A 12,720-nucleotide genomic window follows, 5' to 3' on the forward strand; every position below is an offset into this window, starting at 1 on the left:
CGGAATCCTTCAAGTCATCTTCCTTCCCATGGCGAGCGCCGCGCCGGCCGGCGCTGCCAGCCCGCGAACATCGTCGCCGATCGCATCCATCACCGGCGGCCGGCCGAAGCTCTCGACCAGATCGGCAAGATCCTCGGTCGCGCGCGGAAAGCCGCATGCCTTGGCGCGGTTGGCGGCGACGATCAGCGCCTCCGGATCGCCGAGCAACGCCTCCATCTGCCGCGCCAGCTCCTTCGGCGTGAACTGCGCCTGCGGGATCATCCGCGCGCCGCCCTCCGAGGCCATTTCCCGCGCATTCCACGTCTGGTGATCGTCCATCGCGCTCGGCAGCGGCACGAGGATCGCGGGGCGCCCCGCTACGGTCAGCTCGGCGATCGTCGAGGCGCCCGCGCGCGCGATGACGAGGTGCGAGCGATCGAGGATCGCGGGCAGATCCTCCAGATAGGTGGCCAGCTCGGCCGGGATGCCGAGCTCGCGATAGCGCGCGCGGGGCCCGTCGATATCCTCGGGCCGGCATTGCTGGACGACCTGCAGCCGCATCCGGATCGCATCTGGCAACAGTCCCAGCCCATCGGGCACGACGGTCGAGAGGATCGTCGCGCCCTGGCTGCCGCCGGTGACGAGGATCCGGAACGGGCCGTTCTCGTCGATCGCCGGGAAGGGCCGCTCGCCCATCGCCTTGACGATCTCGCGCACGGGATTGCCGACGAGGTGCGTCTTCTTCTTGTAGCGCGGCTTGAGCCGATCGACCGTCGGGTAAGCGGTCGCGATCGCGCGTACCCGCCCGGCGAGCAGCCGGTTCACCCGGCCGAGCACCGCATTCTGCTCGTGAATGACGGTCGGGATCCCGTCCTTCATCGCACCGAGCAAGGCAGGCAGCGAAGGATAGCCGCCGAAGCCGACGACCGCGGTCGGCGCGAAGCCCGCATAAAGCCGCCGCGCCATTGCCCGCCCGTCGCGGATCCCGCCCAGCGCCTTCAGCCAGCCCAAGGGGCCGCCGGCGATGCGCCCGGCCGGCATGACATGCGTCTCGACGCCCTCGAACAGGCCAGGGATGCGCGCGCCGCGCTCATCGGTGATGAGCGCGACATGGTGGCCGCGCGCGGTCAGCTCGGCGGCGAGCGCGTGCGCAGGGACCATGTGGCCGCCCGTGCCCCCGGCGGCGAGGACGAAATGGCGCACGATGCTCATCTTTGGGCGGTCCGCTCCGGTCCGCCCGCGACACCCGAATTCCAGGTGACGATATAAGGCGAGCGGCTGAGATACGGATTCTTGCGCGTGAAGGCGAGCAGCAGCCCGAAGCCGAGGCTCAGCGCGATCATCGACGATCCGCCATAGGAGATGAAGGGCAGCGTCATGCCCTTCGACGGCGCCAGGTGGACGTTGACCATCATGTTGATCAGCGCCTGCAGCCCGAATTGCGTGGCCAGCCCCGCGCTCGCGAAGAACAGGAACTGGTCCTCCTCGTGGAGCAGCTTGATGAACACGCGCATCACGATCGCGAGATAGATGAGCGCGATCGCGAGGCAGGCGATCAGCCCGAATTCCTCGCCGATCACCGAATAGATATAATCGGTGTGCGGCTCGGGCAGGCGGAACTTCATGATCCCCGCGCCCGGCCCCATGCCGACCAGCCCGCCATTGGTGAGCGTGTTGTAGGCGCTCTCCACCTGATAGCTATCGACCTGCTTGCCGGCCTCGCCGATCTTGAGGAAGCCATCGATCCGCGTGCGCGCGACCGAATAGAACATGTAGGCGCAGCCCAGCGCGCCGACGCCGGCCGCGCCGATCACACCGAGCCACTTGAGCGGGAAGCCCGAGAGGGTCAGCAGACACAGCCAGACGCTCGCGAAGATCACGGTCTGTCCGAGATCGGGCTGCTTCATCAGGAAACCGCCGATCAGCGCGAGATAGCCGAAGGTCATCGGCACGACGGGGAGCTGCTGATCCCGGCTGCGCAGCGAGAGCACCCACGCGACCGCGACGACGAACATGGGCTTCAGGAATTCGGACGGCTGCACCTGGATCGGCCCGAGGAAGATCCAGCGCTGCGCGCCGTTCTTCTCCGCCCCGCCCAAGATCGGCACGAGGATCAGCAGGATCGTGAACAGCACCGCGCCGGCCAGCGCGAGCTTGCGCGCGATGTCCTTGGGCAGCATCGACGTCGCGATCAGCACGGGCACGGCGAGCGCGGTCCACATCAGCTGCCGCCAGAAATAAAAGAGCGTCGGCATCGTGTGCGTCGCATCGGAATAACGATGCGCGGCGGCGGGCGCGGCGGCCGCGACCGCGATCAGGCCGATGCCGATCAGCAACGTGACGAGCGCGAGCAGGACGCGATCGATCTCCCAGAACCACACGGCCAAAGCCGAGCGATCGCCGCGACCGAAGCGATCGCCGCGGCGCTTGGCGGGCAAGGGCCGGCGCGGGGTGGGCGGCGGATCGAATGCGACGCTTGCCATCAGTGCTTCAGCCCCCAAACATTCCTCATCCGCTCGGTTCGAGCGGAGTTCGAGCTCGTCGAGAACGAAGTCGAGAAGGCCGGTGCGGCGGTTCTCGACGGGCGCTTCTCGACAAGCTCGAAGCTGCTCGAACCCAACGGTGATTGCAGGATGCTCACAGCCCGGACACCGCATCGCGAAACGCCTGGCCCCGCGCCTCATAATCCGTGAACTGATCGAAGCTCGCGCAGGCCGGCGACAGCATCACGACCTCGCCGGGCTTCGCCGCCGCCGCCGCCGCGCGCACGGCCGCCTCGAGCGTGATGCTCTCTTCGACGCCCAAACCGGCCTCTTTCAGGATCCGCGCGAACATCGGCCCCGCCTCTCCGATCGTGTAGCCCCTTACGACATGATCGAAGTGCGGAGCGCAATCGTCGAGGTCGTCGGTCTTGGCCAGACCGCCCAGAATCCAGTGGATAAGTGGGTAGGCCGCGAGCGCGGGCGCGGTCGCGGTCGCGTTGGTCGCCTTGCTGTCGTTCACGAACAGCACGCCGTCCTTCTCGGCAACGCGCTCCATCCGGTGCGGCAGGCCGGGATAGGTGCGCAGGCCCTGCTCGATCACGTCCTCGTCGAGGCCGAGGATCCGGCACGTCGCGACCGCGCAGCGGACGTTCTGGGCGTTGTGCGGCCCCTGCAGCGCCGGCCAGTTCGCCTGATCGCCGATCGCCACCTCGTCGCTCAGCATGAAGCCGAGCCCGTCGGGGGCATCGTCGAGCACCGCATATTCGGCCTCGGACCAGGCATCGACGACCGCGGCATGGCCTTCGCTCTGCATCGCGAACAGCCGCGCCTTGGAGGCGGCATAGCCTTCGAACCCGTCATAGCGATCGAGATGGTCGGGGGTGATGTTGGTCAGCACCGCGACGTCGCAGTCGAGCGTGAAGGTCAGGTCGATCTGGTAGCTCGACAGTTCCAGCACATAGACGCCGCCTTCGGCGAGCGGATCGCGCGAGAGGATGGGCAGGCCGATATTGCCGCCCATCAGGCTGGGGATGCGGGCCGTCTCGAGGATATGGTGGATGAGCGCGGTCGTCGTCGATTTGCCGTTGGTGCCAGTGATGCCGACGACCCGGTGCGCGGGCAGCGCGGCGCGGGCCCGCGCGAAAAGCTCGATGTCGCCGATGATCGGCACGCGCGCCTTGTGCGCGTGGGCGACGATCGGGTGGCGGTTGAGCGGCACGCCGGGGGAGACGATCACCGCGTCATAACCGGCGAGATCGATCGCCAGCGGATCGGCGAAATCCAATTCCTCCCCGGCACGGGGAGGGGGACCATCCGCAGGATGGTGGAGGGGGCTGACAACCGGCGTGGCGCTGGAGGCAGAGCCCCCTCCACCGGCTTCGCCGGTCCCCCTCCCCGTACCGGGGAGGATCAGCGCATCCCGCTTCGCTTCGTCCGAATCCCACGCCGTCACGCGCGCACCGCTCGCCAGCAGCGCCTCGACGGTTGCGACGCCGCTCCGCGCCAGCCCGAGGACGGCGTAACGCTTCCCCGCAAAGGCCGGAGACGTGATCACCGCAGCTTCAGCGTCGCGAGGCCGGCCAGCGCCAGCACGAAGCTGATGATCCAGAAGCGGATCACCACCGTCGGCTCGCTCCAGCCCAGTTGCTCGAAATGGTGGTGGATCGGCGCCATCTTGAAGATGCGCTTGCCGGTGCGCTTGTAGAAGAAGACCTGCAGGATCACCGAGACGGTCTCCAGCACGAACAGCCCGCCGACGATCAGCAGCACGATCTCGTGATGATCGACCACCGCGATCGCCCCCAAGGCGCCGCCCAAAGCCAGCGATCCGGTATCGCCCATGAACACCGCCGCCGGCGGCGCATTGAACCACAGGAAGGCGAGCCCGCCGCCGATGATGCACGCGGTCAGGATCGTCAGGTCGCCCGCGCCCGGCACGTGCGGGATGCCGAGATAGGTCGCGAACTTGATGTTGCCGACCATGTAGCTGATCACGAAGAAAGCGAGGCTGGCGATCACGACCGGCATCGTCGCGAGCCCGTCGAGCCCGTCGGTCAGGTTCACGGCATTGCCGAAGCCGACGATGATGAACGCCGCGAAGAAGATATAGAGCGGCCCCAGATCGATGACCGGCCCGTTATAAAACGGCAGATACAATACGGTCGAGTTGCCGCTGGTGATGATCCACGCCGCCACGCCCGCGATCGCGAACTCCATCCCCAGCCGCGCCTTGCCCGACAGGCCATTGTGGCTGCGCTTGGTGACCTTGTCGTAATCGTCGAGGAAGCCGATCAGCCCGAAGCCCAGCGTCACGAGCATGCACGCCCAGGTGTAGCGGTTGTTGAGATCCATCCACAAAAGCATCGAGATGCTGACGGTCGTCAGGATCATCAGCCCGCCCATCGTCGGCGTGCCGGCCTTCTTGAGGTGCGTCTGCGGCCCGTCGGCGCGGATCGGCTGGCCCTTGCCCTGCTTGATCCGCAGCCAGCCGATGAAGCGCGGCCCGATCAGCAGGCCGAGGAACAGGGCCGTCATCGCCGCCGCGCCCGCGCGGAAGGTGATGTAGCGGATCAGGTTCAGGACATGCGGAAAGCCGAGCGAGTCGGCGAGTACGTACAGCATCGGTTATGCGGTCCCCGCCAGCGCGTCCACGACACGCGCCAGCCCGATCGAGTTGGATCCCTTGACGAGTACCGCGTCGCCGACCCCGATCAGCGCACGCGCCCGGGTCGCCGCGGCGGCGGCGTCGGCCACATGCGCGAATTCGGTCCGCCCCTCAAGCGCTTCGGCCAGCGGACCCATCTCCGATCCGACGAGCAGCGCGAAATCGACGTTGGCCGCGGCGATCGGCCCGGCAAGCGCGGCATGTTCGCTGGCCTCGGACGGGCCGAGCTCGCGCATCGATCCCAGGATCGCGATCCGCCGCGTCGCCTTTTCCTGGCCGAGCACCGCGAGCGTCGCGCGCATAGAAGCGGGATTGGCGTTGTACGCCTCGTCGATCAGCAGCGCCTCGCCGTCGGCGAACGCGATCGGCAGGCGGCGGCCGCGCCCGGCGAGCCCGGCCATCTCGGCAAGCGCCACGCCCGCCGCGGGCAGATCGCCGCCGACCGCCTCGACCGCGGCGAGGATCGCGAGCGCGTTCGAGACCCAGTGCGCGCCGGGCTGGCCCAAAGTGAAGGTCAGTTCGGCATCGCGCAGCCGCGCGACGATCAGCGTCCCCGCCGCCTGACTTATCGATTCGCGCGCCCAGACGTCCGCCGCCTTGTCGTGCCCGAAGGTGACGATGTCGGACGCGAAAGGCCGCGCGGCGGCGATCAGCCGCTCGCGATGCGGGCTGTCATAGGGGATGATCGCGGTGCCGCCGGGCTTCAGGCCTTCGAAGATCTCGGCCTTCGCATCGGCGATCGCGCCTTCATCGGCGAAGAAGGCGCCGTGCGCGAGCGCGACCGCGGTGACGATTCCGACATGCGGGCGGACGAGCCGCGTCAGCACCGCCAGTTCGCCGGCATGGTTCATCCCCATCTCGAAGATGCCGAAGCGCGTCGCGGCGGGCATCCGCGCGAGGCTCAGCGGCACGCCGACATGGTTGTTGTAGCTCTTGAGGCTGCGATGCGCTGAGCCCGGCGCACCGCGATCGAGCGCCGCGAACAGCGCTTCCTTGACGCTCGTCTTGCCGACCGAGCCGGTCACGCCGATCACGTGCCCGACCATCCGCGCGCGCGACGCCATGCCCAGCGCGTCGAGCGCGCGTGCCGTATCGGCGACGCGGACATGCGGGCCCTCGACGGGATCGGAGGCCAGCACCCCGGCCGCGCCCTGCGCGAACGCCTGCGCGACGAAGCGATGCCCATCGGTCGTCTCGCCCTTGAGCGCGACGAACAGATCGCCCGGACCGACCTCGCGGCTGTCGAAGGCGACGCCCGAGACGGCGAAGTCGGCCGAGGCCGAACCGCCGGTGGCGGCGGCGATCTCGGCGGAGGTCCAGAGGGACATCTAGTTCCTCCCCGGCACGGGGAGGGGGACCGCGCGAAGCGGGGTGAAGGGGGCTCGCAAAGCGCGTGCTCCTCTCCCCAGCCGTTGCGTGTCGCCGCACGCCCCCTCCACCGTCCTGCGGACGGTCCCCCTCCCCGTGCCGGGGAGGAACAGGCGGCTCACCCCGCGCATTCGCGCGCCACCTGCACATCGTCGAACGGCAGCACCAAATCGCCGACGATCTGGCCCTGCTCATGGCCCTTGCCGGCGAGCAGGACGATATCGTCCGCCCCCGCTTCGGCGATCGCCGCGCCGATCGCCGCGCGGCGGTCGCCGATCTCGATCGCGCCGGGGGCGCCCACCAGCACGTCGCGGCGGATCGCGCCCGGATCCTCGCTGCGCGGATTGTCGTCGGTGACGATGACGTGATCGGCGTCACGCGTGGCGATCGCGCCCATCTCCGGGCGCTTGCCCTTGTCGCGATCGCCGCCCGCGCCGAACAGGACGATCAGCCGCTTGGCGGCGTGCGGGCGCAGCGCCGCGATCGCCGCCTCAAGCCCGTCGGGCGTATGCGCATAATCGACGTAGACAGGCGCGCCCGCCTTGCTGATCGCGGCACGCTCCAGCCGCCCGCGCACCGGCTGGACCCGCGCCAATGCCGCGAACGTCTGCTGGAGATCGCCCCCCGTCGCCAACACGAGGCCCGCCGCGGTCAAAGCATTGGCCGCCTGATAGGCGCCGATCAGCGGCAGCTTGACGATGTGCGTCGCGCCCTCGGCCTCGATCGTCAGCGTCTGGCCGAGCTGGCTCGGCTCGCGCTTGACGAGCCGCAGCGTATCGCCCGCCGCGCCGACGCCGATCACGCGCAGCCCGCGCTCGGTCGCAATCTCGGCGACGCGCGTCGCATAAGGATCGTCCATCCACACGACCGCCGCGCCGCCCGGCGCGATGACCTCAGAGAAGAGTCGCAGCTTGGCCTCGAGATAGGCCTCCATCGTCCCGTGATAATCGAGATGGTCGCGGGACAGGTTGGTGAAGGCGCCCGCCTGGACGGGCAGGCCTTCGGTGCGGAATTGCGACAGACCGTGGCTCGACGCCTCGAACGCGACATGCGTGACGCCCTCGCGCCGCAGCCCCGCGACGTTCGACAGGAAGGTGACGATGTCGGGCGTCGTCAGTCCGGTCGAGACGCTCTCGTCCGAGGTCGTGACGCCGAGCGTGCCGATCGAGGCGGCGTTGAAACCTGCGATCCGCCACAGCTGGCGGGCCAGCTCCACGGTCGATGTCTTGCCGTTGGTGCCCGTGACCGCGACGACCGCCTCGGGAAAGGGCGCGAAAAACTGGGCGGCGGCGCGTGCGAAGGCGCGGCGCGGTTCGGGCTCGGAGATGTGGATCGCGCCCTCGACGATCGCCTCGGGCCGCGCGACGACCGCGATCGCGCCCGCGGCGATCGCCGCCTTGATATAATCCTCGCCATTCTGGACGACGCCGCGGAACGCGCCGAACACCGTCCCCGGCGCGACCTTGCGGCTGTCGATGGCGAAGCCGGTGACGCGAGCGTCCCCGTTTGCCGATCCCATCAGTGTACCGCCGAACAGATCACTCATACGCATTCTTGCCGGGCACCTTCTTCTCGAGGAGTAGCGGCATCAGATCGGACACGTCGATATCGCGATTGAGTTCGGGGCGCACGCCGAGCAGCGGCCCGACGCGGCGGATGACCCGTTTGGCAAGCGGCGCGGTCATCCAGCCCGCAGTCTTGAAGCCATAAGTGCTCTGCACGCCCGGCGCCGCCTTGATCGCCTTCGCATCGTCCATCACAACCAGCACGACATATTGCGGATCGTCCATCGGGAAGGCGCCCGAGAAGGTCGTGACGTTGGCATTCTTCACATAGCGGCCGTTGACGACCTTCTCGGCGGTGCCCGTCTTGCCGCCGACGCGCAGGCCCGGCGCATCGGCATTGGTGCCGGTGCCCTGCAGCACGACGAGCCGCATCAGCTGGCGCATCCGCGCGCTCGTCGCCTCGGAGATGACGCGCTTGGCGGCGATCTTCTCGCCCGGCTTGTGCTTCACCAAGGTCGCGGGATGCAGGATGCCGCCGTTAACGAGCGCGGCATAAGCCTGCGCCAGATGCAGCGGGGTCACGGCCAGGCCGTGGCCGAAGGCCGTAGTCATGATCGTCGAGCGGCCCCAGTCGCGCGGCACGATCGGCGCGCCGCGCTCGCGCAGCTCGATGCCCGTGCGGTCGAAGAAGCCCAGCTCGCGGAAGAAATGCTTGATCCGCTCCTCGCCGATCTGCTCGGCGATCTTGGCCGTGCCGATATTGGACGAATAGGTCATCACCTCGGGCGTGGTGATCGCGCGGTGCATCGGCTCGTCGTCATGGATCGCGTGGCTGCCGATCTGGATGACGTGAGTCACGTCCCATTTCTGGCTCATGTCGCTCAGCACGCCATGCTCGATCGCATTGGCGAAGGTCAGCATCTTGAAGGTCGAGCCCAGCTCGAACGCGGACTGAGTGACCTTATTGGCCATATCGACATTGTTGTAATGCGCGTGCGCGTTGGGATTGATGTCGGGCAGCGAGGCGAGCGCCATCACCTCGCCGGTATGCACGTCGAGGATCACGCCGGCGCCGCCCGCGGCCGACGTCTCGGCGATGCGCCTGGCGATTTCGCTTTCGAGCGCCGCCTGCACGCGCGTGTCGATCGAGAGCTGGATGCTCTCGCCGCTCGACAATTGCTTGTCGAAATAGCGCTCGATGCCGATCCCGGTCAGCTCTTCCTTGCCCTTGGCGTCCGCGACCTGCTGCGAATAGCCGAGCAGATGCCCGGCCAGCGCCGCCTGCGGGAAGAGCCGCTCGGGCACGCGCAATTCCATGATCCCCGGCTCGCCCAGCGCGTGGATCTGCGCGACGAGCGCGGGCACGGCCTCCTCCTTGAGAAAAACGAATTTCTTCTTGGAGAACAGGATCTTTCGGTAATCCGCCTCGCTCTTCTCGGGGATCAGGCGGGCGAGATCGCGCGCGAGCTGGTTCTTGTCGCCGAGGATCTGCTGCGGGTTGATCGCGATCGACCAGGCCTTGATCGTCGTTGCCAGCGGGATACCGTTGCGATCGAAGATGTCCGCGCGCGGGCGGACCGGCGCGCCGACATTCGCCTCGTCATCCCCGCCGAAGATCGCGAACTGGGTCAGCCGCAGCGCCACCGCGAGCGTCACCAGCATGAACAGCATCATCACCACCATCAGGCGGAACTGCGATTGCTGGAGCCGCCCGGGCGCGATCACGGGATCCGGCGCGCGAAAGAGCGGCCGGTGTGCGGGATCGATGCGAATGCCGGCCGGTGCGTTCACCGATCGGTCGCGGTGCGGGCGGGTTTGGCGCCCTTCTTCTCGGCGGCGATGAGCTTGCCGAGATCGGAAGGCAGCAGACTGGCGGTCAGCGCCTGTGTCTTCGCGGGCTTGGCCTTGGCGACGACGACGGGCTTCTCGATCGTTGCGGCGGCAGGCTTGGCCTTCGGCTTCGCTGCGACGACGGGCTCCGGCTTAGACCTGGTCACGACCGGCTCCGGCTTGGGCGTGTCCGCCGGCGCATCGAGATCCAGCGTGAAGCTCTTCGTGCGGACGAAGCTCGCCTTGACGATTCCCGTCGCGGGCGCGTCCATCGCCGCCGCCTTCGGGCGGACGAAGGTCGCCGTGCGCAGCAGCGGCTGTGGAGCGGTAGCCGGCGTCTGCACCGACGGCGTCGGCGCGGCGGGCTGCGGCGCCTGATAGGCGACGGTCTGCACCGCGCCCTTCGAGGCGACGATCGCCGGATCCAGCTGGAGCGGCTTGCCGCCGGCCAGGCTCGCAAGCTGGACCTCGTTGGCGACGAACTGGCCGGGCGCGGGCGCCTGCAAGGCGAGGACTTCGCGGTTCCAGCGCTCGATCTGGCCCATCCGGCCGCGCGCGGCGATCTCGGTGTTCAGCCGGTGGATCTCGCCGGTTGTCGCCGCGATCTCGCGATCGATTCGCGCGAGCCCGGCGCGCTCGGAGGCGACCGATTGCGAGGCCAAATAGCAGCACAGGGCGGCGGCGGCACAGCCGGCGACCCAGCCGATCGAGCGAAAACGCTGCGCGATCATGAGGAACGACCTTTCACGGGCGCCCAAGCACTGGCCTCCGTGCGCCGGGCGACGCGCAGGGTGGCAGAACGCGAACGGGGATTGCGGGCGAGCTCCGCCTCGCCGGCCTTGATCGGCTTCGCGACCGAATCGAAGCTCGGGGCATGCGTCGCCGCGATCGTCGGCAGGTGCCGCGAGCCGCCGGGCGTGGCACCCGACCTTTCCTTCAGGAAACGCTTGACGATCCGGTCCTCCAGCGAATGGAAGGAGACGATCGCGAGGCGACCGCCCGGCTTCAGCACGCGCTCGGCGGCGGCGAGGCCGTCCTCCAGCTCTTCCAGTTCGCGATTGAGGAAGATGCGGATCGCCTGGAAGGTGCGGGTCGCCGGATCCTTCTTGTCATGCTCGCGATAGCCGAGCGCCTTGCGGACGATCCCGGCGAGCTGCGCGGTCGTCTCCACCGGGCGCGCGGCGACGATCGCGCGCGCGACGCGGCGCGACTGGCGCTCCTCGCCAAGATTGAACAGCACGTCGGCGATCTCGTCCTCGTCCGCCTCGTTGCAGAAATCGGCGGCGGACACGCCGGCCTGCTCCATCCGCATGTCGAGCGGGCCATCGGCCTGGAACGAAAAGCCGCGCTCGGCGCGATCGAGCTGCATCGAGGAAACGCCGATATCGAGCGTGACGCCATCGACCGTATCGAGCCCCAGCGCCTCGAGCGCCTCGCCCATTTCGGAGAAGCGATCGGGCACGAGCCGCAACCGCCCCTCGGCCTCGGCAACGAGGGGCGCGCCCTCCGCGATCGCATCGGGATCGCGATCGAAGGCGACGACATCGGCGCCGGCGGCGAGCAGGGCGCGCGTATAGCCGCCCGCGCCGAACGTGCCGTCGACATGCGTCTCGCCCGGCAGCGGGGCGAGGCCGGCGATGACCTCATCGAGCAGGACCGGCGCGTGGCGGGGATCGGCGAGCGGGGCCATCAGCTGCGCTGCCCGAGATAGAAATCGATCATCCGCACGAGCATCGGATCGTCGGACAGCGCCTCGCGCGCCTTCAGCGGGTTCCAGATCTCGAAATAGGTATCGACGCCGAGGAACAGCGCGGTGTCGCCGATGCCCGCCAGATCGCGCAGCAGCGGCGGCAGCACCATGCGGCCCGCACTGTCGTAGGAGACGGGCATCAACGTCGAGATTTCGGAGCGCTTGGCGCGGGTCAGCGCCTCGCGACGCTCGCGCGCGGGCAGATCTGCGACGCCCTCGGTGATTTCCTCGATCAGCTGCCGCGCGCCGATCGCGTCATAAGCACGCAGGCGATCGCCGTCCGAATGCACGCCGATCATCAGCTCGCTCGCGCGGACTTCGTCGCCGGCAATGCCATAGGTCCGGATCCGCAGATCGACCGTCGCGCGGAAAGACGACGGGACCGACACTCTGCCCTTCGCGTCTACCGCGTTCAGCGCATGGCTGAGGAAGGCATGGTCAATCTGCACGCGGGCCCCTGTCCGAGCAGGCAGCGGCACCCCGACCCCTGCCCTCTCCCCGGGACGAACGGCGCGGACGAACGCCACCCTTCCCAAGGTTCGATCGGGACTATCATGGTATAAGTATGGGTTTCAATACCGCTGTATGGGTTTCTATGGTGCACAATCCCATGCGGCATCACGGGCAAAAGCTGAAATTCCGCTGTAATCCCAAACGGTTGAGGCAAAACAAGCCTGTGGATAAAGCTGTGTGGGCAAAAATTGTTGGCGCATGTCGATGGTTTTTCGAGGGAAAGGATGGCGGATGGCCATCCGTCTCACTGTGCCGGAACAGATGAGGGAGCAGGGCCGGGCTTCGCAGCGGGCGCCGGATCAGCCTGCTGCGGATTGCCCGGGACCACGCCAAGCTGCGCCAGCGGCTCGCTGGGCGCGGTGCTGTTGGTCGGCGCCAGCGTGGCGTTGCCCGTCGCCTCCGATCCGCCCGCCATCCGCAGGAATGCCGTCGCCAGCATGACCAGCAGGAAGACGAAGGCGAGCCCGGTCAGGCCGACGCGAACGCGCTGCATGACCGTTTTCGGAAAAAGCGGGGACCTGTCATCCCGCGCAAGATAGTGCGACGAGCCGGGCTTGTGAACCGTCGAGTCGCCGGAGCGGCGCAGCGGCTTCGGAACGAACCCGCCGGGCAGGACCGGTCGGCAAC

The 12,720-nt window shown here is 68.2% G+C and carries 12 protein-coding genes; all 12 read right to left on the minus strand.

Features of this window, described 5'->3' with window-relative positions; translation table 11 throughout:
- Positions 1-9: 9 nt before the first annotated feature.
- A complete protein-coding gene (gene murG / locus Q4F19_RS03740; protein ID WP_303539996.1) occupies positions 10-1,191 on the minus strand; it encodes an undecaprenyldiphospho-muramoylpentapeptide beta-N-acetylglucosaminyltransferase in 1,182 nt (393 codons plus the stop codon).
- Complete coding sequence (locus Q4F19_RS03745) at positions 1,188-2,462, minus strand: FtsW/RodA/SpoVE family cell cycle protein (RefSeq protein ID WP_431312361.1); 1,275 nt, start codon at positions 2,460-2,462, stop codon at positions 1,188-1,190. Before Q4F19_RS03745 ends, murG begins: the two co-directional genes overlap by 4 nt.
- A gap of 154 nt (positions 2,463-2,616) precedes the next feature.
- Positions 2,617-4,017, minus strand: coding sequence for a UDP-N-acetylmuramoyl-L-alanine--D-glutamate ligase (gene murD, locus Q4F19_RS03750; RefSeq protein WP_303539998.1), 1,401 nt, complete (start codon positions 4,015-4,017; stop codon positions 2,617-2,619).
- Entirely contained in the window at positions 4,014-5,084 is a 1,071-nt protein-coding gene (gene mraY / locus Q4F19_RS03755) for a phospho-N-acetylmuramoyl-pentapeptide-transferase (RefSeq protein WP_303539999.1), read from the minus strand. Before mraY ends, murD begins: the two co-directional genes overlap by 4 nt.
- Before the next feature lie 3 nt (positions 5,085-5,087).
- The gene (locus Q4F19_RS03760; protein ID WP_303540001.1) at positions 5,088-6,455 is read right to left on the minus strand and encodes a UDP-N-acetylmuramoyl-tripeptide--D-alanyl-D-alanine ligase; all 1,368 of its coding nucleotides are present in this window, start codon (positions 6,453-6,455) and stop codon (positions 5,088-5,090) included.
- Between the two features lie 158 nt (positions 6,456-6,613).
- A complete protein-coding gene (locus Q4F19_RS03765) occupies positions 6,614-8,047 on the minus strand; it encodes a UDP-N-acetylmuramoyl-L-alanyl-D-glutamate--2,6-diaminopimelate ligase (RefSeq protein WP_303540003.1) in 1,434 nt (477 codons plus the stop codon).
- The gene (locus Q4F19_RS03770; protein ID WP_303540005.1) at positions 8,034-9,791 is read right to left on the minus strand and encodes a peptidoglycan D,D-transpeptidase FtsI family protein; all 1,758 of its coding nucleotides are present in this window, start codon (positions 9,789-9,791) and stop codon (positions 8,034-8,036) included. The genes Q4F19_RS03765 and Q4F19_RS03770 overlap by 14 nt, the downstream gene beginning before the upstream one ends.
- Complete coding sequence (locus tag Q4F19_RS03775) at positions 9,788-10,561, minus strand: hypothetical protein (protein ID WP_303540007.1); 774 nt, start codon at positions 10,559-10,561, stop codon at positions 9,788-9,790. Before Q4F19_RS03775 ends, Q4F19_RS03770 begins: the two co-directional genes overlap by 4 nt.
- Positions 10,558-11,520, minus strand: a complete 963-nt coding sequence (rsmH, locus tag Q4F19_RS03780; RefSeq protein WP_303540009.1) for a 16S rRNA (cytosine(1402)-N(4))-methyltransferase RsmH — start codon at positions 11,518-11,520, stop codon at positions 10,558-10,560. The genes Q4F19_RS03775 and rsmH overlap by 4 nt, the downstream gene beginning before the upstream one ends.
- Entirely contained in the window at positions 11,520-12,029 is a 510-nt protein-coding gene (locus Q4F19_RS03785; protein WP_303540011.1) for a division/cell wall cluster transcriptional repressor MraZ, read from the minus strand. The genes rsmH and Q4F19_RS03785 overlap by 1 nt, the downstream gene beginning before the upstream one ends.
- 144 nt (positions 12,030-12,173) lie before the next feature.
- Positions 12,174-12,332 carry a hypothetical protein gene (locus Q4F19_RS03790; protein WP_303540012.1) on the minus strand — a complete coding sequence of 53 codons (159 nt, stop codon included), beginning with the start codon at positions 12,330-12,332 and terminating at the stop codon, positions 12,174-12,176.
- Positions 12,333-12,337: 5 nt separating this feature from the next.
- Positions 12,338-12,586 (minus strand): hypothetical protein, encoded by a 249-nt coding sequence (locus tag Q4F19_RS03795; RefSeq protein ID WP_303540013.1) that lies wholly within the window; start codon positions 12,584-12,586, stop codon positions 12,338-12,340.
- Positions 12,587-12,720: the final 134 nt, after the last annotated feature.

The organism is Sphingomonas natans, assembly GCF_030546695.1.
Taxonomy (GTDB): domain Bacteria; phylum Pseudomonadota; class Alphaproteobacteria; order Sphingomonadales; family Sphingomonadaceae; genus Sphingomonas_I; species Sphingomonas_I natans.

Bases quoted from the DNA above. Each gene is read 5' to 3' on its own strand.
- Q4F19_RS03745 (WP_431312361.1), bottom strand. From the start codon at position 2,462: ATGGCAAGCGTCGCATTCGATCCGCCGCCCACCCCGCGCCGGCCCTTG.
- Q4F19_RS03760 (WP_303540001.1), bottom strand. From the start codon at position 6,455: ATGTCCCTCTGGACCTCCGCCGAGATCGCCGCCGCCACCGGCGGTTCG.
- Q4F19_RS03775 (WP_303540007.1), bottom strand. From the start codon at position 10,561: ATGATCGCGCAGCGTTTTCGCTCGATCGGCTGGGTCGCCGGCTGTGCC.
- Q4F19_RS03790 (WP_303540012.1), bottom strand. From the start codon at position 12,332: ATGGCCATCCGCCATCCTTTCCCTCGAAAAACCATCGACATGCGCCAA.
- murG (WP_303539996.1), bottom strand. From the start codon at position 1,191: ATGAGCATCGTGCGCCATTTCGTCCTCGCCGCCGGGGGCACGGGCGGC.
- rsmH (WP_303540009.1), bottom strand. From the start codon at position 11,520: ATGGCCCCGCTCGCCGATCCCCGCCACGCGCCGGTCCTGCTCGATGAG.
- mraY (WP_303539999.1), bottom strand. From the start codon at position 5,084: ATGCTGTACGTACTCGCCGACTCGCTCGGCTTTCCGCATGTCCTGAAC.
- Q4F19_RS03795 (WP_303540013.1), bottom strand. From the start codon at position 12,586: ATGCAGCGCGTTCGCGTCGGCCTGACCGGGCTCGCCTTCGTCTTCCTG.
- Q4F19_RS03765 (WP_303540003.1), bottom strand. From the start codon at position 8,047: ATGCGTATGAGTGATCTGTTCGGCGGTACACTGATGGGATCGGCAAAC.